The sequence below is a fragment of the Streptomyces sp. NPDC051172 genome, from assembly GCF_040682555.1.
In the GTDB taxonomy this organism is placed as follows: Bacteria; Actinomycetota; Actinomycetes; order Streptomycetales; family Streptomycetaceae; genus Streptomyces.
In genome coordinates, this window is sequence record NZ_JBFBBE010000139.1 from 1 (window position 1) to 22,082 (window position 22,082).

At 67.6% G+C, this 22,082-nt stretch carries 19 protein-coding genes and 2 pseudogenes; 13 read left to right on the top strand and 8 right to left on the bottom strand.

Annotated elements, in window-relative coordinates; genetic code table 11:
* Positions 1-554: 554 nt before the first annotated feature.
* Positions 555-1,362, bottom strand: a pseudogene (locus tag AB0N07_RS43610) (IS5 family transposase).
* 197 nt (positions 1,363-1,559) lie between these two features.
* Between AB0N07_RS43610 and AB0N07_RS43615 the strand changes: the two are divergent.
* Positions 1,560-2,408 (top strand): hypothetical protein, encoded by an 849-nt coding sequence (locus AB0N07_RS43615; protein ID WP_365845216.1) that lies wholly within the window; start codon positions 1,560-1,562, stop codon positions 2,406-2,408.
* Between the two features lie 290 nt (positions 2,409-2,698).
* Here AB0N07_RS43615 and AB0N07_RS43620 read toward each other — a convergent pair whose 3' ends face one another.
* Together AB0N07_RS43620 and AB0N07_RS43625 are read right to left on the bottom strand one after the other, a co-directional pair.
* Positions 2,699-3,157, bottom strand: coding sequence for a hypothetical protein (locus AB0N07_RS43620; protein WP_365845218.1), 459 nt, complete (start codon positions 3,155-3,157; stop codon positions 2,699-2,701).
* A gap of 233 nt (positions 3,158-3,390) precedes the next feature.
* Positions 3,391-3,909, bottom strand: coding sequence for an NUDIX domain-containing protein (locus AB0N07_RS43625; protein ID WP_365845220.1), 519 nt, complete (start codon positions 3,907-3,909; stop codon positions 3,391-3,393).
* 29 nt (positions 3,910-3,938) lie between these two features.
* Here AB0N07_RS43625 and AB0N07_RS43630 point away from each other — a divergent pair.
* Positions 3,939-4,271, top strand: a pseudogene (locus AB0N07_RS43630) (Cmx/CmrA family chloramphenicol efflux MFS transporter); the annotation flags it as partial.
* A gap of 44 nt (positions 4,272-4,315) precedes the next feature.
* Positions 4,316-4,600, top strand: a complete 285-nt coding sequence (locus AB0N07_RS43635; RefSeq protein ID WP_365845251.1) for a helix-turn-helix domain-containing protein — start codon at positions 4,316-4,318, stop codon at positions 4,598-4,600.
* Here the strand turns inward: AB0N07_RS43635 and AB0N07_RS43640 are convergent.
* Entirely contained in the window at positions 4,576-6,966 is a 2,391-nt protein-coding gene (locus AB0N07_RS43640; protein WP_365845222.1) for a glycosyltransferase family 39 protein, read from the bottom strand. The two genes, AB0N07_RS43635 and AB0N07_RS43640, sit on opposite strands and share 25 nt — an antisense overlap.
* A gap of 836 nt (positions 6,967-7,802) precedes the next feature.
* Between AB0N07_RS43640 and AB0N07_RS43645 the strand changes: the two genes are divergently transcribed.
* The 4 genes from AB0N07_RS43645 (at position 7,803) to AB0N07_RS43660 (ending at position 10,283) form a co-directional block, all read left to right on the top strand.
* On the top strand, positions 7,803-8,039 hold the full coding sequence (locus AB0N07_RS43645) for a hypothetical protein (RefSeq protein ID WP_365845224.1): 237 nt from the start codon (positions 7,803-7,805) through the stop codon (positions 8,037-8,039).
* A gap of 572 nt (positions 8,040-8,611) precedes the next feature.
* On the top strand, positions 8,612-8,794 hold the full coding sequence (locus tag AB0N07_RS43650; protein ID WP_365845227.1) for a hypothetical protein: 183 nt from the start codon (positions 8,612-8,614) through the stop codon (positions 8,792-8,794).
* 155 nt (positions 8,795-8,949) lie between these two features.
* A complete protein-coding gene (locus AB0N07_RS43655) occupies positions 8,950-9,327 on the top strand; it encodes an AAA family ATPase (protein ID WP_365845253.1) in 378 nt (125 codons plus the stop codon).
* 566 nt (positions 9,328-9,893) lie between these two features.
* Complete coding sequence (locus tag AB0N07_RS43660; protein ID WP_365845229.1) at positions 9,894-10,283, top strand: hypothetical protein; 390 nt, start codon at positions 9,894-9,896, stop codon at positions 10,281-10,283.
* A 526-nt stretch (positions 10,284-10,809) separates the two neighbouring features.
* Here AB0N07_RS43660 and AB0N07_RS43665 read toward each other — a convergent pair.
* Positions 10,810-11,343 (bottom strand): DinB family protein, encoded by a 534-nt coding sequence (locus tag AB0N07_RS43665; protein ID WP_365845230.1) that lies wholly within the window; start codon positions 11,341-11,343, stop codon positions 10,810-10,812.
* Between the two features lie 176 nt (positions 11,344-11,519).
* Positions 11,520-12,047: a hypothetical protein gene (locus AB0N07_RS43670; RefSeq protein WP_365845232.1), complete on the bottom strand. Its 528-nt coding sequence runs from the start codon at positions 12,045-12,047 to the stop codon at positions 11,520-11,522.
* A 731-nt stretch (positions 12,048-12,778) separates the two neighbouring features.
* Here AB0N07_RS43670 and AB0N07_RS43675 point away from each other — a divergent pair.
* The 5 genes from AB0N07_RS43675 (at position 12,779) to AB0N07_RS43695 (ending at position 17,619) form a co-directional block, all read left to right on the top strand.
* A complete protein-coding gene (locus AB0N07_RS43675) occupies positions 12,779-13,900 on the top strand; it encodes a histidine kinase (RefSeq protein WP_365845234.1) in 1,122 nt (373 codons plus the stop codon).
* Positions 13,897-14,595, top strand: coding sequence for a response regulator transcription factor (locus tag AB0N07_RS43680; RefSeq protein WP_365845236.1), 699 nt, complete (start codon positions 13,897-13,899; stop codon positions 14,593-14,595). Before AB0N07_RS43675 ends, AB0N07_RS43680 begins: the two co-directional genes overlap by 4 nt.
* Before the next feature lie 426 nt (positions 14,596-15,021).
* Positions 15,022-16,629, top strand: a complete 1,608-nt coding sequence (locus AB0N07_RS43685; RefSeq protein WP_365845238.1) for an alpha/beta hydrolase — start codon at positions 15,022-15,024, stop codon at positions 16,627-16,629.
* A gap of 541 nt (positions 16,630-17,170) precedes the next feature.
* Positions 17,171-17,386 (top strand): hypothetical protein, encoded by a 216-nt coding sequence (locus AB0N07_RS43690; RefSeq protein WP_365845240.1) that lies wholly within the window; start codon positions 17,171-17,173, stop codon positions 17,384-17,386.
* A 140-nt stretch (positions 17,387-17,526) separates the two neighbouring features.
* Complete coding sequence (locus tag AB0N07_RS43695) at positions 17,527-17,619, top strand: hypothetical protein (protein ID WP_365845242.1); 93 nt, start codon at positions 17,527-17,529, stop codon at positions 17,617-17,619.
* A gap of 647 nt (positions 17,620-18,266) precedes the next feature.
* Here the strand turns inward: AB0N07_RS43695 and AB0N07_RS43700 are convergent.
* Complete coding sequence (locus AB0N07_RS43700) at positions 18,267-18,833, bottom strand: dihydrofolate reductase family protein (RefSeq protein WP_365845245.1); 567 nt, start codon at positions 18,831-18,833, stop codon at positions 18,267-18,269.
* A 574-nt stretch (positions 18,834-19,407) separates the two neighbouring features.
* The gene (locus AB0N07_RS43705) at positions 19,408-20,400 is read right to left on the bottom strand and encodes a 4,5-dihydroxyphthalate decarboxylase (protein ID WP_365845247.1); all 993 of its coding nucleotides are present in this window, start codon (positions 20,398-20,400) and stop codon (positions 19,408-19,410) included.
* A 126-nt stretch (positions 20,401-20,526) separates the two neighbouring features.
* Here AB0N07_RS43705 and AB0N07_RS43710 point away from each other — a divergent pair, with 126 nt between their 5' ends.
* Complete coding sequence (locus tag AB0N07_RS43710; RefSeq protein WP_365845249.1) at positions 20,527-21,144, top strand: TetR/AcrR family transcriptional regulator; 618 nt, start codon at positions 20,527-20,529, stop codon at positions 21,142-21,144.
* Positions 21,145-22,082: the final 938 nt, after the last annotated feature.

Below are 22,082 nucleotides of genomic sequence, written 5' to 3' on the forward strand. Positions count from 1 at the left end.
CCTGATCCACAAGACCGGCCCCGCCACCTACGCCCTCGCCTGCTGACCCGACACGCTCGACACCGACCAGAAGATCCTTAACTTCCCGGCCTTGGCACTTGACCCTTCGGAGGCGGGTTTTTGCATAGCGACCGCTGATCCTTCAGCCACTCCGATCGCGGCAAGCAGGACAGGGGTGGCGATCAAGATGGCGAAGACTCTACGTGCACGCATGGCTTCCCGCCTCATCTAGGACAACGTCGCCACCAAGCTACCTCGCTGATCATTCCGAAAAACCGCTCAGCGAACTACTCACTCGCACGGCCGAGCGCGCCAGCCCTCTGCGAGATGGTCAATTCACCGGCCTTGACTCCCTCGATCACGGCGGCTCTATCCGAGCGCACGTAGAGGAGGGAGCGTGGCCCTGAATCGTGGGGGCGGCCGGTGCGGGGATGAGGGGCTGGATGAGCGTGGCGTGGGCGGCGACGTCGCCGGAATCGGGACTGTTCCATCCGGCTGTGCGTCCTTCAGAGGTGAAGAATCCGTCAGATCGCTTGAACGACCTGCGTTCCTGATCATGATCGGTGCTTCTTGAGGCGTATCCAGCAGATGAGGCTGCGGGCCAACGAGACGAAGGCGTCGTGGAGTTCGGTTCGGCGTTCCCAGCGGACGGCGAGACGCCTGAACTGGTGGAGCAGGGCGAAGGTCTGCTCGACGACGTATCGGAGTTTGCCCAGGCCCTTGATGTTCGGGGCGCCCTTGCGGGAGATGACGGGCAGGAGCCGGCGCTTACGCAGCTCGCGCCGGTTGGGGTTGGAATCGTAGCCCTTGTCCCCGAGCAGCGAGTCGGGGCGGCGGCGTGGCCGTCCGGGACGGCCTGCGACGGGCGGGATGCCGTCGACCAGGTCGATGGTCTGCGTGACGCCGTTGACGTTGGCCGCGGTGGTGATGACCTTGAACGGGGTGCCGCGTCCGTCGCAGATCAGGTGGTGTTTGCTGCCCGTCTTCCGCCGGTCGACCGGCGACGGACCGGTGTCGGCTCCCCTTTTTCGCACGGATGTGGGAGCCGTCCACGCACGCGCGGGACCAGTCGAGTTCGCCGACCGCGTTCAGCTCGGCGAGCAGTATGCGGTGCAGTTGGTCGAAGACCCCGGCCAGCTGCCACCGCTCCAGACGGCGCCAACACCTCTGCCCCGAGGCGAACCCCACCTCCAGGAGAAGGAGTTGCCAGGCTATGTCGTTGTGGAGCACCTACAGGATGCCCTGCAGACACACCCGGTCCGCCACCGGCCGCGGCCCCGGCGCCTTCTCGGGTCACGGCGGCAGCACGGGCTCGATCAGCACCCACAGGTCGTCATCCACGATCCACGGCCGAGTACCCACACCCTCACGAACGGCCGAATCGTCACACCGGTCACGCCCGTCCAGAACAGCTCAACAAGGTCGCATCACGGGCTCGTTACACACTTATTGAACATAGGATCTTCACTATTTCCGACGCAAGTTCATATGATGCGAAGATCAACAGGCCCGGCCGGAGGGAGACTTCGGCGGGCCTCTCACGTTCCCATGGGGGATTCATGCGTATACGCGTCGCGGCCGCAGTTGTTTCCGGTGCCGTCCTTCTGTCCGCGCTCGTTCTTCCGGCTGCCGCTCAGGCGGCGGAGCGAGCGAGTGCGTCGACGAAGCTGAGCTCCTTCGCCTCGAAGGTCGTTCGGCCGAACGACTCGGTGGGCAACACCAAGTTCTCGAACGCGGTCATCAACGGCGGCAAGGACATCGTTCTCGGCACCACCGGCACGAAGTCGGTCACCGTCACGTACACCGCCACCGACCAGAACGGCGTCGCGCTCACCGAGGCCTTCCTGTGGCAGGGCACCGACAGTTCGACCACGGACGGCATCACCGGCGGCCTGGGCACGGATGAGGACCCCACCTGCACGGAGACGGCGACCCAGGGCGTCTACAACTGCAAGGCCGTCTTCAACATCCACCCGGCCACCGACATGAAGAACAACGGCGTGGCCGGGACGTGGAAGCTGTTCCTGGGCGCGTGGGACCTCTACGCGAACGCCAGCTACAACGACGACGTCGCCACTGTCTCGATCAAGAAGCTCTCCACGCTGACCGCCGACGCCACGCCGGAGCCGGTCCAGAAGGGCAAGACCATCACGGTCACGGGCAAGCTCGCCAGCGCGAACTGGTCGACGGGCAACTACGCGGGCTACGCGAACCAGCCCGCGAAACTGCAGTTCCGCAAGAAGGGCAGCAGCACCTACGCCACCCTCAAGACCGTCAAGACCAGCACCACCGGTGTCCTGAAGACCACCACCAAAGCCACGGTCGACGGGTACTACCGCTACGTCTTCACCGGCACCGCCACCACCGCCGCCTCGACGGCGCCCGGCGACTTCGTCGACGTCAGGTAAGCACCGCGACGTCGAGCCACCGCGGACCGACCACGGCGGCGCCGAACTCAACGGTTCGGTGCCGCAAGACCCCAGGCGCACCTTCTGGCTGCTGCCCTGATTCGGTGGCTGGGGGCCTGCGCGAGGACAGGCCGGCCGTTGCGGGACTTCCCTTCCAGGCGTGGAGCTCGGCGCCCCTTGCACGTGGCGGCCACAGCCCTGTCCGCACCACCCCCGGTGACGGGCGTCGCAGTGGCGGCGGCCGAGGACGTGGGCGCCTGTGAAGCGGCGGCGTGACAGACCAGTCAAGGTCATGACTGGTCCTCCTTTCCCACAGGTTGGGAAAGTCTGATGACGTGGGTGGTCACGAACCACACAAGGACCGCAGCAGCGGCCAGTGCGACGACTCCGCAGACCGCGATCGTCGGATTGACCCAAGCAGGGACCATGTCCGCGTGCGCGTTGCACATGTTGTGCAGCGGGAAGATCTTGCTGAATTCGGCGGCGTGGGAATGCCGGTACGCCTGGTCGTATCGTTCGTGGTGGATGAAGAGGCAAGTCTCGCGGGTGTCCAGGCCGGTGGCGAACAAGCCTCGGAGCCATGCGGCGACGCCGACGAAGAGCGTGACGGAGCACAGGCGCGTCCACCACATGAGGCGCCGCCACGAGCCGTCCCGTACGCCGGTGAAGAGGCGGAACACGCTCCACGCGTTCCACACCAGCCATGCGCCGAGTACAGCGATGGCCGTGAGGAGTCCTAGTGCCTTCATGCCTTCTTGCCCAGCTCTCTGCTGCGTCCAGCATCTTCAGCGGGCGCGCACCGCCTTCAGGCAGCGCGCGTGGTTCTTCTTGTACACGGATCCCTTCTGCTCCTCCGTTCCCATGCGGGCGAGCAGTGCGCCGACGAAGCCCTGCTCGCCGGTGATCAGGTACGCCTGGGCGACCGAGATAGTTCTGTCGAGCCCGCTCAGGGCGTTGTGGGCGGAGAGTCCGTGACGTTGCCTCAGGGCTCTGCGAACCAGGACATGTCCGGGCGATCTTGCATGGCTCGGGCAATGAGGCCGTGGATCAAGAACTCGCCGGGTTCAAGGTTCTCTTTGAGGCGGTCAAGGTTGTCGGGGCCAAACCAGCCGTAGGTTGAGTGCTTGGACCCTTCCAGAGCAGGATGGTCCAAGTCGCCTTCGACCTCGACGAGATAGTCGGCCTCATGACGGAGTCCAGCGCCGTCGTCACCTGTCCAGGTCGTGGTGCCCAGGAACCGCCGCACATGGCGGAGGCGCCAGCCGGTTTCCTCCTCGAGCTCTCGCGCGAGAGCCTCAAGGAGGGTCTCTCCGGGCTTGACATGGCCGCCGACGATGTCCCAGGTATCAGGGAAGAGGCGCCGGTGCGGGCTTCGCTTCTGGGCGAAGGCTTCACCGTCCTGGTTAAGGATGACAGCGCCGACGGTCCAAAGCTCGCCAGGTGCGGGAACGGGCAGTTCGACGTTGTCGTCCACGCTGAACGGCTGATTGTGTGCGGGCATGGACGACAGCGTAGGTCGGACGTTTCCGGCCGGCCCTGGCGGTGGTGGCCAGTGAGCCAGTCGCCCTGTTCACCCTCGTGTTCGTGCAGGGCGCACTGTCGTTCGCACTGGGCAGCACGCTGATCACGTGGGTTCTCCACGAGGCCGCGGGAGCCCCCACGATGGCCGGCTCGTATGCGGCTGCTGCGCTCAACGTGGGCGCCGCAGTCGGCCCCGTCATCGCTGCGGCCACCCTCAGCACCGAAGCCGGGACCCTCGGGCCGCTCTGGGCAAGCGGACCCCTCGTCGCGATGGCGCTGCTCGTTGCGCTCCCCTTCCTCACCGATCTCACGGCCGCCCGGAGCACCGAGGTGCTCCGGTGACACATGCGAACGCCCCCTTGGACTTCGAGGGACGCCGAAGGCTCGTGGAACGCTGCCGCACCCGTCCGATCGCACACGCCGCCGCCGAGGCCGGTGTCTCGTGTGCCTGCCTATCCACGTGGAAGAGCCAGTACGACACGCACGGCGAAGCCGGACTGCAGGAGGCCCAAGCGTCCCGCGATCCTCACCGACCCAGCCCCCACCGATGTCGTCGAACGGATCGAGCGGTTGCGGCGGGACAGAAAGTGGTCCGCCGACCGGATCACCCGACAACTCACAAGCCAGGGACCGGCTACTGGCCCGCTTATCCGGTGGTACCGCACTGGTAGAGGGTCTGCGTCGCGCCGGCCTCACCCCCACCGGGCCCGGACCCGCTGGTGGCCGCCGCCGACGACTGAGTTCCGCCGTAGACCGAGGCCGGTACCAGGGTGCAGCTGGACTTGACCCATTTGGTGATCTGGGTGGTGCTCGTCGTGCCGGAGGCGCTGTTGCCGAAAGTCGCGCCCATGCCCCGGCTGCCCCCGCTGACCAGTACGTACTTGAGCTTGCCCGAGTTCACCAACTGTTGGAACCGACTCTTCGTGGGGAACGGCACCTGGCCGGTGAAACCTCCCAGCGGAAACACGTCGGCGCCCTTGGCGAGGATGTACGGGGAGGCGCCGCTCCAGCTTGTGGTGGCGAACACGTACTGAGCGGAACCGCGGTGGGCGGTCGTGAAATCCAGCAACCTCTGCTGCTGTGTGGTCAGTTGGCCGCTGCTGTCGCCGAAGCCGCCCATACCGCCACCGTGCACCGTGCCCCTGCCGCGAGCGCCACCCCACGGCGACTGGCCCATCCGGGCGGCCGCCAGTTTCGGCCGGCCGCGGCCACCTCCCCCGCCGCCTCTGCCGCCGGACGGACCGACCGAGCCCATGCCGGAGCTGCCGTACGACGGGTTGAACACCTGCACCGCCCACGCGCTGGGCGCGAACAGCACGGCCGCCAGCGACGCGGCGAGAGCGGCGAGGGCGAGCCGCCCACCGGACCGGACGCCGGTGCGGGCGAGGACGAGCAGCACGACGGCGGCCACTGCGAGCACACCCACGGCGGGCGCCAGCCACGGCAGGAAGGTCGGGAACCCGCTGGCTATGTACGCACCCCACGCGGCCGTCGCGGCGACCGTACAGGGCAGCACCCAGGCGCGGCGGCCACCGGCCCGGTAGGCGTGCCACAGCAGCGTCATACCACCACCGGCGAGCGCTGCCAGCGGCACCGCGATCACACCCATGTAGTACGTGTGACCGCCGACGCTGCCCGCGCTGAAGACCAGGAAGTACGTGGCCAGCCAGGTGCCCCACATGACGAAGCCGATGCGGATCCGGTCCGTACGGGGCTTGCTACGGCGCCACCACAGGCCGCAGGCGATGGCGACGGCGGCCAGCGGGTAGAGCCAGCCGGTCTGCGAAGCGAGCGACGAGCCGAACATCTTCGACCAGCCGTTCTGGTCACCGCCCCAACCGCCGCCTCCGCCTCCATGACCTTGCAGGGCACCTAGCCCGGCGGCCGACTGCTGCCCGAGCGCCTGGCCGGAGGCGGAGTCGGAACCGGAGGCACCGTCGAAGCTGCCTTGTGCACCGCGGTGGTGAGCCCCGGAACCGCGGTGACCCGCGCCCGAGTGCTGTCCCGTCCCAGCCGTTTCGGGCAGGCTGGGCGCAGTCGCTCCGGACTGGCCACCGTTCTGGGCCACGCCGTACCGGCCGCCCGCGTTCTGGCCCGCGCCCAGGGCGCCTGTCGCGCCGTGGCCGCCGCCTCCGTGGCCGCCGCCCTGGGTGGCGCTGATGCTGCCGGTGGAGGCGGCGCTGATCCCCAGCGACGAGAAGCGGTTCAGGAAGTTGTAGCCCACGACCATGCTGAAAGCGGAATTGTTCGTGGTGCCGTCCACATAGGGCCGGTCCTTGGCCGGGATGAGGGTGACGGCGAGCATCCAGGAGCAGGAGACCGCGGCCATCACGACGGCGGACACTGCGATGTGCGCCAGCCGCCTGCGCAGCGCGACCGGCGCCGCGATCAGGTACACCAGCGCCAGCGCGGGCAGCACCGCCCACGCCTCCAGCATCTTGGCCTGGAAACCGATGCCGACCCAGACCCCGGCCATCACCAGCGGACGCAACCGGCCCGCCTCCGCGGCGCGTTGGGTGGCCTCCGCGGCCAGCAGCACGCAGAGCGTGAACAGCGGATCCTCCACTGCGGTGCGGAACAGACCCACGGCGACCGGCGTGACCAGGAACGCCGTGCCGGCGATCAGCGCTGCGTTGACCCCTGCCCAGCGGCGGACCACCCGGTAGAGCACCAGGAGGCTGGCCACTCCCTCAATTACCTGAGGAAGCGTCAGCGCCCAGGGGTGAAATCCGAATATGCGGGCTGAGATGGCTTGCGGCCAGAGGAATCCAGGCAATTTATCCAGTGTGATGGAATTGCCTGGGTCGAAGGAACCGTAGAAGAACGCCTTCCAGTTTTCGGTCATGCTGCGCGCGGCGTTCGCGTAGAACGTGTGGTACTGGCTGTGGTCGATCCCCCACGCATAGAGCGTGGCGGCAAGCACGGTGATGGCCAGAAGAGCGGGCCGCGCGTACGCCGGTTGGCCCACCGGCGATCTCCATGGTGCGCGACGGATCGCGCCGGCGGGGACGGTCGGGTCGAGGACTGTTGTAGCCATGTTCGGCAGTCTTCGTCACTCGCGAGGGTCCTCCACGCCAAAGCACCCATATTCAAGGAACTTCTCACCGGAACAAGGAGAATCTTTGAAAACACCCTGGGGCTGCCTTTAATCGGCATGGTCCCGTGCATCACCCCCCGAACATTTCGGCGCGCAGAGTAGAGCCACAGCTAAAACACAGGGAATTCATGGGAAGGCCGGCGTCCGACGCCTGCCGTCGCCGGCCAGGCACCCGCTTGCCGTTCAAGCAGTCCCGGAGCGTCTGGCAGTCACGGGATGCCGGGCGATCACCGGGGTAGTCCGAGCGCCCCGTGCCAGTTCTTGGGGGACAAGGAGGGGCCGCCCTGCATCTCCTGGAATGCCTCTGCTGCCTGAACTGCCTCGAGAGTCACGCGAAGGGCGGCCAGGGTTGCGGCGATGCGGGTCAGCTCGTCAGGGGGAACCGCCGTGGTCAGCGAGATGAGTTCGCTTTCGACAATGGGGCGGGAGGCGGCGCACTGCTTCTTACCCTCGGATGCGAGGCGGAAGACGGACGAGCGGCGGTCCTTGGGGTGCGTGCGCGACCCGGGAAGCCGCCGCCCCGAACGTCACCCCGACTACGCCCTCGTACGCAGGCCGCCGGTAGGTGGTCGCTGTCTTCACCTCGAGTTGCCGAGTTCACTGGTTGGCGGTCTTCCTCGTGCGGGCACACCGAAGACCAGCCATCGTGGAGGAGACCGGACCCGGGATGTGTACCTGTAGCTCCTCCCGGAAGAGTCCTCCCGGTGGAAGGTGCACGATCACGGCCACGCCTGGGCCGCAAGCGGGCACATGCGTGAATTCAGGAAGGAACCGAGTTGTCCAGGAAGTTCGCGGTTATCACGGCAATCACCCTCAGCGCTTTCTGCGGTAGTGCAGCAGTTGCCTCCGCCGACACGAACACGGTCGTCACCGGTGGAGACGGCTTCTCGTCATCCACGGTCACCGTCAACGCCCCTCAGCAGGCCCTGCTCCTCTCGAACGGCACGCCCCTCCTCGACCTCCACTGCATCGGCGCCGGCGCGCCGAACGACCACTACGCCGCCTGTGAGTAGGCGTCGCCGATCTGACGAAACGCCGTGGTGACACGCCTTTCGGGTGTGGGTCGCAGGCTTGCGGGGCCCGCTGTTCGTGGCAGTACGCGTCGCGCACCTGCCCATAACCGGGCACCCGCACAGCCGCCAGAAGCCTGCCCCTCGCGCCGGCGTTCACCTCGATGGCACGCGCTGCCGCCCGCCGTGCCCCATCCGTACCCAGTCGTGCGACCGGGTTCCACCGGCCGTAGGTTACCGCGAGCAGTGGATCGTAGCGGTGTCCGAGCCTGGTCCCGGCGTGTGACCTGCCCGCGCTGCAACACGGCGGCCGGCTCCGCACCTGCCTCGGCGATCGCACGCAGCACACCTCGGCCGCAGGGGCGTGGCACCGCCGACCCGAGACTCGACGAGGGCCGTTCGAGTGATCTTCGTACGAGTCGTGGCAGGACTCGAGGAGGGACTCGCCTCTGGCCACGGCACAGGCGATGCGCTCGTCGGCGGCTGCCGCATGAGCTGCGCTCAGGACGACGGATCGGCAAAGCAGCGTGGAGGGTATCCGTATGAACGCACAGATGGACTTGCCGAGGAAAGTCATGCTGCGAACGCTCACAGTTGGCGCTGCCCTGGTCATCGCTCTTGCAGCAGAGTCGGCGCCGGCCGCGTCCGCCGCCCCCGCCTCGCTCACCCCGCACGTCATCTCAAGAACACCGGCCGCAGGCGGCGACGAGAGTGTCGCCAACTGCGTCGTCACGGTCTGGATCCCGGTCTGCCTGTGACGGCTGCGGCAGCAGGCCCCAGCCGGCCAGTTCAAAGGGCAGCCAGGAGGTACGGGGCGGCGTCCAGGTCGACGCAGACGATCCGGCCCGCAGATGGTGCTCACTGGTACGGGCTGTGTGTCGCCGACGGCGCCGTGGAGTATGGGAAGCGCCACGTGCTCGAAGGGCGGCTGCTCCGGCTCGGTCTGGAGGCGCTCAGACTTGGATCCAACGTGGTCCTGGATTTCGGATGCTGGTCGCGTGCCGAGAGGTCCGCGATCCGCTGGCTGGTGGAGTCCGTGGGGGCAGTCTGCCGTCTTGTGTACGTGCAGGTGGACCATGACACCCAACGTGCTCGAACCGCCCATCGCCAGTCGACGACCCCGGATCAGACTTTCCCGATCAGCGAAGCGGACCTCGTGCACTGGAGGACACTCTTCGAGGAGCCCGACGGCGTCGAACTCGGTGAGCATGAGATCGGATGTCCGCCTTCTGGTTCTGGATGGTCGGGATGGCTTGAGTGGGCTGCCGGTCGGTGGCCGTCGCTCGCGTGAACCCGGCCTTGCCGCGGACCCACCCCCAAGGGGCAGCCCTGGGCGCACTCGGGATTCGGCCACGAAGTCGTACCAGCCATGCCGAGCCGAAAGATCCACCGGAGAGGCCCTGCACCTGAGCCGTGTGTTTGGTGAGTGGGCGGGCTGTGGCCGTTCGTCGGCGTGACGATGATCCTGAGCATGCATCACGGGAAAGTCCGGTGCATCGATGAACTGCCCGCCTCTGGCATGCGTCGGTGAACCTTTCGCGTCTCGGCGCGCCGATCGGGCCGATGATCCGCGTCCATGGCGGGTTCGCCAACCGGAAGTACCGGCTCGACACCTAAAGGTCGTTCACGGTGAAGGAGTTGAACCTCGTCGGCCGCCGCTGGACCTATCGCGTCGAGGACGTGTTCAGGTTTGAGAGGTCGGCTTTCGCCGCCGGTGAGTCGTCGGTCGTCGCATAGAGTGCTGTCTCGAGGGTGTCCACGTCGTTCGCCATAAGACGATCTTGGACACCCTCGTTCTCGTCTCCCCTCGTTCTCGTCTCCGCAGGCACCCCTTGGAGCACACCACCAGGAGGAACCGTGTCATACCTGCAACCGCTCACCCCCGAGGAGAAGCTCGCCGACGCGAAGAAGCAGCTGGGCCTCCCGCGTATCGTCGTGATCTGCGGCTCCACCCGTTTCATGACCGAGATGACCGAGGCCGATCTGCGGGAGACCAAAGCCGGAAAGATTGTCGTCAAGCCGGGTTGCGACATGAAGTCGCCGCACGAACTCTGGTCCGGTCCTGTCGAGGCCGAGGCGCTGAAGGCTCGACTCGACGATCTGCACCGGGCGAAGATCCGGCTCGCTGATGAGGTGCTCGTAGTCGGCTACTACATCGGAGACAGCACCCGAGCCGAAATCGCCTACGCCCGGTCGCTGGGCAAGCCCGTGCGGTTCACGCACCCCGAAGTCGACCCCGACACCTGAGCGCCCACCCCCACACCCTCCGCAGGCACCCCTTGGAATTGATCATCTGGGGCGGTCACTGAACTTGTGTCCGAGATGGGGCCGTTGCGGCAACGAACGGCATCAGGTTCGTCTCATCGACCGACTGCCGGCCACGCTGGGGAGTCTGCGCCATGCTGGTTCGGCGTGGACCGCTTCACCATCACCCGCGGGTCGTGGGACATGGAAGAGGGCTGCATCACTGAACAGTTGCAGGCCGCTTCCATCGACTGACGCCGTTCAGTGTCCCCACAACTGGGCTGTCCCCGGGCCGTCCTTAGCCGCTCGGCAGTGGTCAACGACAACCAACGACCACCACCAGGCGCACTAGCCCAGCGCCCAGGACAGGCGAAAACCCAGTTCACCAAGATCCCCGGCAAGACCAGGGCAAGAAGACTGTTCATGCCCCGCCCATTGAGACTCCACCGACCACGTGGCCTCGCTCGGGACGGATCAGCGAGAGCGGTCCGGACGGCGTTATGGACCGCGCCCTAAGGTGTGAGGGGACTCAGCTCTGCGTAATGCCGTCGATGAGCTCGCGGATGACGTCCGCGTGGCCGTTGTGTTGGGCGTATTCCCTGATCATGTGCATCATGATGCAACGCACGTCCAGATCCCCAAATCGGTGGTGCGTGCAGACATCGTCCAGTGAAACACCGGCGAAGATCTCGCGGCTGCGCTCGCAGGCGGCCAGGTAACGCGCGACGTCCTCAGACAGTGTCGCGCTGTCGTCCAACAGGAAGTCACCGTCCCTGCGCTTCGGCCAACCGAAGGGCGCGGGTTCCACGCTCTGCTCGATGACGTTGATAAACCAGACAAACTCGACTTTGGTGAGGTGTCGCACCAATCCGTGCAGGGTGGTGAGGGACGGAACGACACGCCGGGCAGCCTGTTCCTCGGTCAACCCATCGAGCTTCCGCAGCAGTTCGGCGCGGTGGTAGTCGAGCCACCCGGCCAAGGCCTCGCGTTCAGGGGCGATGGTGCGCAGGTCGACTGGCTTGAGCGGCGAAGCAAAGGCCTGCGGCCCAGAGGCATCCTTCATGGATGCATTGTCCCAGGCAAGGTCAACGAGGGGGATCGCCTTCCCCCGTCGCTACCTGCCCGAGGGAAGCATGGACCAGCTGTACCCCGCCGGGCTGCCCGAACGAGCCCCCGTGCTACCCAACACCACTAACACCACCGCCGGTTGATCAGCGACACGTGCCGGAGAAGCGGCAGTCAGTCCAGGCTTCTGTCGGCACGGGCGTAGAAGGACTCGACACCGCGCCATGGCGAGGGGCCGCCCAGGGATCTGGACAGGTGCTGTTGAGACGCGTCGAGGGAGTGCCGTGCCGCATTGACGAACTTCACGTGTGCCTCGCCCAGTGCAGTATGGATCGGCCGCAGTTCCTCAAGATCGGTCGGCTGACGGCCGTGGAACAGGATGGTGTAGTCCTCCAGGACTTCACAGAGCTGCTCGGCTGCTGCGCTGGTTGCTGGGTCGGCGACGAGGCTGACCGAGTGCTGAGCGGCTACGAAAGGTCCCCAGTCGACGGCCGGCCTGCGCTCGTCGAGGAATGCCTCGCGCAACTCCGCCTCAAGGGCCCCGAACGCTTGCAGGAACCTCTCGCAGGCGGCGGTCTGCGTTCCCTGCAGCCATTGCCGGTTCTGGCCGCGGCGCCCGACGACACCGCCTGCGATGACGCCCACGACGGTGGCGGTGACGCCTCCAGCGGTGGATATCAGCAGGTCCCATGAGACAGTCACGCCACATCTCCTCACAGTGGATGAGCAGGCCATCCTCGGAGCCCCGCCTTGACGCGTCATCAGCAATGGGTCGTTTCTCGCTGGGCGCCGCTCAGATGCAGGATCACAGTCTGCTTCTTCGCCTTCCGTGGGCGCCACCAGGTTCTGGCGCAGGGTAGGTCGAAGAGCCCGCGCGCTTCGCGGGCCGAGGCTTCACCGGGGAGCGTCGGGTGAATCACGGTCACTCCGGGCGCCCGCCTGCGCGCAAGTGCAGGCACAGTGCACACCAGCGCACGCCCCGGCCTGATCGCCCACACCAGGAGGAGGGACACGACGCTGCCCGTCGTCATTAACGGGACACTTGCCGCCTTCCTGTGTCCCCCGAGCGAGCTACCCGGCTGTCCTCTCCCGGGGGAGGCGACTCCCGCCACAGGACGCTAGGCTCACCGTTCAAGGCTGTCCGGTCTGCGGTGCCGTGTGGTGCGGATACTGAACAGGCCGTACCGAAAGGGCGGACGGTCCGCGGAACCGGTCCGGTCCTCATGCCGTTCAGGGCGGGACCTCCGGGATCGTGAAAGATGATGATGGAAGACCAAGCAGCGCCTGAACCACCGGACTCGGCATCCTCCTCGCCGACTGCGCCTGCGCAGAACAGTGGCCCAGCCGCACGCGTCAACCCGGCCGCGGCCTCCCGGCTCCGCCTGCCCGCGCGGTGGTGGGGATCGCACCCTGCCCTCACCAGGGACTGTGGGGTGGCGCTCGTCTTCACGGTGCTCTCGTTCGCGGCGCCACTGTCGCGGTTCGGAGTGCAGTTCGGCGACCTTCCCACCCGTGACGCCTCCGTCGCGAGTGTGCTGCTCTCCCTGGGGCAGACCCTGCCGCTTGCAGTGCGCACCCGGTGGCCGGCCGCCTGCCTCGCGGTGGTGGGGACCTCGTTCGCGGTGTACGAGTGCCTCGGCTGCCCGCCGGCCTTCGGCAGCCTGGGGCTGTACGTCGCGCTGTACTCCGCGGGCGCCCACCAGGACCGCTTCCGGCGGCTCGTACCACTCGTCGCAACCGGCGGGTACGTGGCCTTCGGCGCCGCCTTGCACGTGCTGGGCTCGCCCGAGGGCCTGACCGACTACCTGCTCTATTACATGGTCCTGGCGGTGGTGTGGGGTCTGGGTGTCCAGGTGCGCGGGCGGCGGGTGCAGGAGGCCGAGCACCGGCTCCTGTCCGCACGGATGGCCGTCGCGGCGGAACGCAGCCGACTGGCCGGGGAGTTGCACGACGTGGTGACCCACCATGTGACCGCGATGGTGGTGCAGGCAGGTGCGGCGCAGTACCTCACCGAGTCGCCGGACCGCCTCCATGAGGCCCTCGACGCCATCAGCGGCACCGGCCGCCATGCTCTGGCCGAGCTGCGGTTCCTGCTCGGCGTACTGGAGGCGACCGGTGATGCGGCGCCCCGGGAGCGGGCTCCGGTGCCGGGCCGGGTGCCTGATCTGGTGGAGCAGACACGAGCAGGCGGCCAGCCGGTCGAACTGGTCGAGGACGGAGAGCAGTCGGCCATGGCCACAGGTACCCAACTCACGGCGTATCGCGTCGTGCAGGAATCCCTGACGAACGCCGTGAAGTACGCCGCGGGCCGGCGGACGCTGGTACGGCTCGCGCACACCCCCGACTGGACGGACGTCGAGGTCACTACCGCCGGGACCGCCGCCCGAGACGTGCGGGCCGCCGCCCCGCTGGGCGGCCCGCACGTCTCGGGCGGCCGGGGTCTGGCCGGGCTGCGGGAACGGGTGGAGATGCTGGGGGGCGAGTTCACGGCGGGGCCCTGCCCGGAGGGCGGGTTCCGGGTGCACGCACGCATCCCGGCGGGAGGTGCCGCATGAGTGTTCCGCCTCCTGCGATCAGGGTGTTGGTGTGCGAGGACCAGGCTCTCGTGCGTGCCGGCTTCGTCACGATCCTCTCCGCCCAGCCCGACATGGAGGTCGTGGGCGAGGCCGTGGACGGCCGGGAGGCGATCCGCAGCGCGCTGGAGCTGAAGCCGGACGTCGTCGTCATGGACATCCGTATGCCCCTGCTCGACGGAATCGAGGCCACCCGCAGCCTGGCGGGGCCCGACTCCGCCGACCCCGCCAGGATCCTCGTCGTGACGACCTTCAACATCGACGAGTACGTGTACGAGGCCCTGCGCGCCGGCGCCAGCGGCTTCCTGCTGAAGGACGCCCCGCCGCCCGAACTGATCAACGCGGTACGCGTCGTCGCCCGCGGCGAGTCCCTCCTGGCCCCCGCCGTCACCCGCACCCTGATCGGCCGCTTCGCCGAACGCGTACGCCCCTCCGCCGCCCCCGCGTCCCCCGAGCGTGAGCGCCTCAAAGTCCTCACTCCCCGCGAGCACGAGGTCCTCCTCCTTCTCAGCGAGGGCCTGTCGAACGCCGAAATCGCCACCGAACTGGTCATCAGCCACGAGACGGTGAAGACCTACGTCTCCCGCATCCTCACCAAACTCGACCTCCGCGACCGCGTCCAGGCGGTGGTCCTGGCGTACCGGGCGGGGTTGGCGCGGGGCGACGGCCGAGCCTGACGGCCCTGTGACGCCGGCCGGGACCGGCATACACACGGAGCCATGGCGGCGCTCTTTGCCGGCCGGCCACCCCGCCGAGGCGGTATCCAGGCCATGGACCGCTCGTCCGACCTCCACCGTCCTCGCCCTGCGTGGCTCTCTGGTCCACCACGATTGGGCCACCCGCGTCGTTGCGCCACCCGCGGAATGCCAGGAGAAGCAGCTGCCCGACAGGCTCGCAGCGGCGGCCCGGTCCGCGTGGTCAGCTCATCCGACACCTCCCGCGGCGGCTGCTCCGTCCCAAGGGGGACGGCCCAGGATCCCCCGAGCGAGCTACCTGTTTTGTCCTCCCTGCCGTGATCCGCGCCGCCGGTCGTCTCTTGTTGACTCGACTCGTCGACACAACGGCCGAAAGGGCCGACCAGCCGAGTAACTAAGGACAACGCCATGACCGCGACAGGCAGTTACGCGAAGCACGGTTTTCCCAGAGGGCGCCGAATCGCCGCGGCTGTGCTGGTTTCCGCGCTGACAGGAAGCGCACTGGTCGCGTGTGGTGCCGACGCCAAGGGCGCGCAGCCGACCAAGGTCTCCGGTGAGAGCGTCGGCGAGACTGCGGGTGGCGCCAAGATCACCTGGAGCAAGTGCCCGGCGCCGGCCGAGGGACAGACCCGTGGCCCCCACCTGGCCTGCGGGACGTTGGAGGTGCCCTTGGACTACCGGAATCCGGGCGGCACGAAGATCGACGTGGCGGTCTCCCGGCTGTCCACCGCAAAGCCCGGGAAGCGACGTGGTGTCCTGCTGCTGAACCCCGGTGGGCCGGCCCTGGGTGGTCTCGACATGCCCGAAACCATGGCCTCCACGCTGCCGAAGTCCGTGCTGGACCGCTACGACCTGATCGGTTTCGACCCGCGCGGGGTCGAACACAGCAGCCCGCAGAGTTGCGGTCTGAAGGACCCCAGCGTCTCCGGGCTCTTCCCCTATCCCGCCGCGGACGGCTCGATCACGAAGAACGTGGCCCTCGCCAAGGCCGACGCCAAGCAGTGCGCCGACACGGTGGGCGAGAACCTGCGGTACTACAACACCGCCAACACCGCCCGGGACATGGACCGCATCCGGCAGGCGCTCGGTGAGAAGAAGCTCTCCTACTGGGGCCAGTCCTACGGCACCTACCTCGGCGCCGTTTACCGCTCCCTCTTCCAGGACCACACCGACCGGATGATCCTGGAAGGCAACGTCGATCCCACCAAGGTATGGGCCGACCAGGTCGCGGACACCTGGGGCAAGGGCCTGGCCGACCGGTTCCCCGATGCCGCCCGCGTCGCCGCGGCGCAGGACAGCACCCTCAAGCTGGGCACGAACGTCGCGCAGGTGACCCACACCTACCTCGCCCTCGCCGACCGGCTCGACCGCACGCCTGCGGCGATTGCCGGCGCGTCGGTGTCGCTGGACGGGGCGCTCCTGCGCAACATGACCTACGCCCTGCTTCTGCACAACAACACACTTCCCGTGCTCGCAAAGTTCTGGAAGGCCGCCGCCGACCTGACCGACGGCAGCACCACGGCCGCCGACACCGCAGTCCTCAAGGAGGTGTTCGCCGATACGCCGTCGTCCCCGGGTATCCCCGCGGACAACCAGGCCACCATGTTCATGGCTCTCACCTGCGGCGACGCCGAATGGCCGCACGACGTCCACGGCTACGCCGCCCGCACCGCCGCCGACCGCGAGAAGTGGCCGCTCACCGCGGGAATGCCCGCCAACATCTGGGCGTGCGCCTACTGGGACAAGCCGGCTGAGGCGACCGTCAAGGTGGTGCCCGGTGGCCCGCGCAACACCCTGATCCTGCAGAACCGCCGGGACAACGCCACCCCGTGGGAAAGCGGCGTCGGGCTGCACAAGGCCCTCAGCGACGGCTCCGCCTTCGTCGGCGTGGACAACGGCGGTCACTACGTCTACAACGAAGGCTCCGCGTGCGCCGACAAGGCCACCGTCGGCTTCTTGGCCACCGGCCGCCTGCCGGGCAAGGACGTCCACTGCACCGACGTCACCCGGAAGTAGCCCGCCCGAACGCGGTGTTTCCTGTGTGGTCCATTGCCCTGTCGGGGTCGCCTCGATGGGGCCCGCAGAAGCTTCCCCCGGCCATCACGACGATGGCCGAGAACCACTGCATCAGCATGCGAAACAGCCCCGAAGAGCATGTGCACTGCACCCGTCGCATACCCACCCCCTGTCCGGCACAGCCCGCTCAGCCCTACGGCAGCCGCCTCTCCTGGTGGGTGGCCCCGTGCACGACAGACCTGCGCCCGCGCCCATTCGCCCACGAGTTGTCCATGACGTACAGACACGTAGTGCCGTCGTGCTCACGACATCACCCCTCGACGCGATGGACGACTACCGCTGCGCCGGTTTCCACTGCAGTCGACCAGGTCCGCCGCACTCTCGTGCGGCACTGACGCCCGCGGTTCCGCTCCGGCGAAGAGTCGAAGCAGGCCCGACCCTGGTCCTGACGTGTGACCTGCCCGAGCTGCAACGCATCGGTCGGCGCCCGTTCGGGTGATCTTCCTATGAATCGTGGCGGGACTCGGGGCACGGTATCCGTATGAATACACAGATGGACTGGCCGAAGAAAGTCATTCTGCGAATGCTCACCGTTGGTGCCGCCTTGGTCTTTGCTCTTGCAGCAGAGTCGGCGACGGCCGCGTTCGCTGCCCCCACGTCGCTCACCCCGCATGTCTTTTCGAAGGCACCGGCCGCCGGCGGCGACGAGGGTGTCGCCAACTGTGTCGTCACGGTCTGGGTCCCGGTCTGTCTGTGACAGCTGCGGCAGCGGGCCCCCAGCCAGCCGGTTCGAAGGGCGGTGAAGGCGCGCAGGATCATTGAGCTTCCGTCGCCGCTGCAGGACCAGGCCAACGGCTACTCCATCCCGTAGCCCGGCACAGCGGCAAGTGCCTGGACGTGAAGGACGCCTCCACCGCGAATGGCGCCCGCCTCATCCTGTGGCCCTGCGGCACCGGCACCAACCAGCGGTTCCAGCAGCGCAGCGCCTGACCACCCGCCCAGAACCCTGCCTGGACCTGACGGTCGGCTCCGGTGAGGCTGAGGCGTTCTCTGTCCCGCGCACAGGTGCCTACTCCAATCGCCCTCTGAGGCGGACTACTTCCTCTCACCCAACGGTGGCAGGCGCGGTGCCGGACCGGCTGTCGCGTCGATCTGGACCAGCCAGTCGATGTCGCCGGCCGCGTCAGCGCGGGCTTGGATCTGCAGCAGGCCCCGGGTGAACACGCCGTCAAGGGCGTACCACCGGAAGTGTGTAGACCCTCCTCCACCGGCCGTAGCGTTCCGGCAGGTCACGCATGCGGCCCGTGCAGTCCAGCCGTAGATCGGGATCTTGCCCATTGCACCGGTCACTTCGGCTGGTGTGTATGCCGCTCAAGTGCCTGGCGGCGGCAACTCGCCGACCGCATCCTGCTCTCGGATCCTATTGATGATCTCGTCGTCGGTCATGGCCACATTCGTAACAGCTGCCACTGACAGCTTGCCGGGCGAGGACAGGGACGACGTGCTGGGAGCACTGTCGCGCCGGGCACGTCCATGAGGGGTGGTGGTCGGGCCGGCGGCTGGGAGCCGCGAGGTTCTGTTGCCTGCGCCGCTACGGAAATCACTGCGAGACAGTCTCTGGCGTGGGGTGCTGCTACTCAGCGTCTCGTCTCGTACCTGGTCAGGACCACGCCGCCGGGAAACGTCCGCGTCTCCACCAGGTTCAGGTTCACCCAGCTGTCCAGTGCGGTGAAGAACGGTGTGCCGCCGCCTACCAGGACCGGATGGGTGGCGATGGCGTACTCGTCGATCAGCCCGGCGCGCATGGCCGCCCCGGCGAGCGTTGCGCCGCCGATGTTCATGGGGCCGCCGTCCTCGGCCTTGAGCCGGGTGATCTCGGCGACTGCGTCGCCGGTGACCAGGCGGGTGTTCCAGTCGACCTTGTCGATCGTCGAGGAGAACACCACCTTCGGCGTGTCCCGCCAGTTCCGCGCGAACTCGATCTGCGCCGGAGTGGCGCCCGGCTGCTGGTCGCCGGTCGGCCAGTAGGAGCTCATCGTCACCCACAGCTTGCGCCCATACAGCGACAGGCCACTCGCCTGCTCGTGGTCGAGCCACCACTGGAACAGTTCGTTGCTCGGCGGTCCGCTCCAGCCGATGTCGTCGCCAGGCGCGGCGATGTAGCCGTCCAGGGTCAGGTTCATGCCGTAGATCAGCTTCCGCATGGCCCAGCCTTCCGTCCGTGGGTGTCCGACGTATAGACCAGCGCGGCGCGGGAAACTCATCGGTGCGCGATCTGGGCTCGCCGGCAGTCCCTGTGCTCCAGGCTCAGCGTGGTGTACTCGGCCGACAGGGGCAAGCCGCCCAATCTCGCCCTCGCCCTCGCGAAGAAGTGCCATTGGCTGTGGCCGAGCTTCGGCGTGTGGCCGTCACCGGGCAGGTCAGGGCTGGTCGGCAGACGTCGGTCACGGTGGTGCTGCACACGCGCAGGGGGACGGCGGAGTGCGGACCGTTCTCCGACCGAGGGTCCCCGGTCGACGCCCGCGCCGTTCGGGGCGGGCTGAGCGGCCGATTCGTCCCGGCCGGGACGAATTCGGGTACGAAGTCGACCGTGACTTCCACTTCCCTGACGACTGGCTGACGCGATCGGACCTCGCAAGCCAGTGGCACGTCGCCGACAGCGCCGTCGACCAGGGCCTGTTGCGAAAGCGCTGGTCATAGCCAATCGGCAGGTGGCCATGACGACGACCAGTCTTGCCGTCTCGGATCGACAAGCCCGAAACGCTGCTGCCGCTCGACTCAGGTGTCGAGGAGTTCCGGCACAAAGATGTCCTCGCACGTCAGCTTTCGCTTCGACAGGCCCTGCTCGTAGTGGTAGCGCAGGAAGGTGTCGATGGCCTTGCGGTTCGCGGCGACGCCGTAGGGCCACCAGTCGTCGCCGAGCAGCTGACGGTTCTGCTCGAACAGCGTGCTGAACCACGGCGTGATGAGGCTCATGTGCTGCTTCGCGGCGTCGTCGAGGTACTTGCGCTCGGAGAGTTCCTTGGCTTGCGTGAAGGCGTCATACACGGCCCGTGCGAGGCCCGGCCGATGAGCCAGTTCCCTGCGGATCGCGATGATGTGCATAGGGGGGAAGATCCCGGTGCGGCGGTAGTAGTCACGCTCCACGGCCTCGTAGTCGGGGAACAGGCGGGCGACCTTCGGGGAGCCGTCCAGCACCGCCTGCGGCACGTCGACGGAGATCAGTGCGTCGATATCGCCGGATTCGAGCATGGCGCCCAGGGTCTGGCCGTCCTCCGCGTGGCGCACGTCGACGCCGTCCGGGACGGGCTGCGGGACCCAGTCGAAGGCGGGGATGGGGTGGTTGGTGCCGCCGATCACCCAGCGGCACTGGTCGGGGGTCACGCCGTACTCGTCGGCCAGGATTCCCTTCGGCCAGATCCCGGCGTCGTGGCCGTAGAGAGCGAACTCGCCGACGGTCCTGCCCGCCAGGTCCTGCGGCTTCACGATCCCGCGGTCGGTGTTCACGAAGATCGCCGAGTGGCGGAAGTTGCGGTTCGGCAGGATCGGCAGCGCCAGGAACGGCGCGTCGTCGAGGTCGAAGGTGCGCAGGAAGTACGTGAGACCGAACTCGGCGAGGTCGTAGTGTCCCTCGACTGCACGGCGGAAGATGTCCGACACGAGCGGTGCCGTCTCGAACCTCGCGTCCACCCCGTCGACCGTGACCCGGCCGTCGATCAGTGCCTCGGTGTGCTCGTAGGCGTAGACGCCGATGCTCAGTTTGGTGCTCATCAGTGGATCTCCTCTCCGCGAGTCCGGTTGAGTGCCCCGCATCCGTAAATGATCGTTCACTTTAGGGTGTCCCCGGAACGGTAGAGCTGTCAAGATGAATGTTCATTCACGATGAAGGAGGCGACCATGCCGCGTATCACAGCCGAGCGCCGCGAGGCGAAGCGTGCGGAGATCGTCGCTGCGGCCCGTCGTTGCTTCGCCCGCGACGGGTTCCACCAGACCGCCATGCCGGACATCGCCGCGCAGGCAGGCGTATCGGCCGGCGCGCCTTACCGCTACTTCACCAGCAAGGAGGAGATCATCCTCGCCATCGCGGGCGACGCGTTCCGGCTGATCTTCGAACCGGTCGAGCGGCTGGCCGAGAGCGCAGACGGCCCGTCCGTCGCGGAACTGGTGGCCGCCGCGCTCGACACGATCAGCGGCGAGACGGTGCAGGACACGACGGGGCACGAGGTCGCAGTGGACGAACTGCTGCGCTGCGTCGTGCAGACGTGGGCGGAGGTGCTGCGCAACGACGAGGTACGCGGCCCGGCCGCGGAGGGCTTCGAAAGGGTCCGCGCCACCATCGCCGACGCCCTGCGCCGCGGCCGGGCCGCGGGCACGGTGCCCGCCGCCGTGGACCCGGACCGCGCAGCCCGCGTGGTGATGGGTCTGCTGCACGGATTCCTGCTGCAGCGCGTGGCCTTCGGACTCACGGACACGGCCGGCTTCGCAGACGACCTGCACGCCGGGCTCATCCTGTGATGAGCTCTGACTGCACTGGCCGGGAGCATGTCGTTCGCTGCTCCCCTTCCCCCTCCCCGTCCCAGTCCGCCGTCCAAGTCCAAGCCTCATCTTGCCGCTGGTCCTGCCGGGACCGAGGGCATCGTGACGTGCGATCTCGTGGCACAGAAACCGAACTACAGCGGTGGAGTGGTCTCAGGAGTCGGCGGGATCGACAACTGCACGCCGCATAGGCCGGATGCCTGCACTACCGACGCGGAACTGTGGATCTGGATGCCCGGCCCGCAGCAGTGAGCCCCGGCAGGTGCGCCGGGCCGGAACACCTCCTGTCTGCCGCTCCGCCGCTCCCTCCAAACAGAGATGCCATGCGCAATGCCCGAATGAACCCTGCCGAGGCCAACGCGACCCACTGGTCACTGTCCAAGGAGGTAACCGATCGGCTCATTTCCGCGGCCCACCACACGCCCGGCCTCCGAAACGAGCAGCAAGAACGCTTTGCAGTCCGGGAGATCGATCCGTCCACAGGCCGGGCTCTTACGGAGACTCCGTCCTTCTCGGTGTCCACGCCGCTGTCCGAGACGACGCATGAAACGATGCGAACACGCCACGCGTAACGTTGGGGCGCCTCGGTCTTCACTCGATAGCCGAGTCCCTCCGGACACGGCCCCCGGCACGAACTCCTCGCCGCCCTGCCCGCCGCACCGGCCAACCATGGCGCCCGCTGGATCGAGCAGTTGCGCCTCATGTCCTCTTCCGTTATCCCTCGCAGCACCCTGTCGCTGGAGCGGCTCGCACAAGAGGCCGCCACGGCGTGCACGTAACCGCAGCGCCTCCGGCGGCCGTTGGAACTGTGACACAACGCCCGGGAGTGTAAATCTAACGGCGGATCCGACGATCATGGGAGTGACGTCAAATGACTGATACCGCCGTGGAGTTGGAGACCGTGGAGCCTGTCGAGA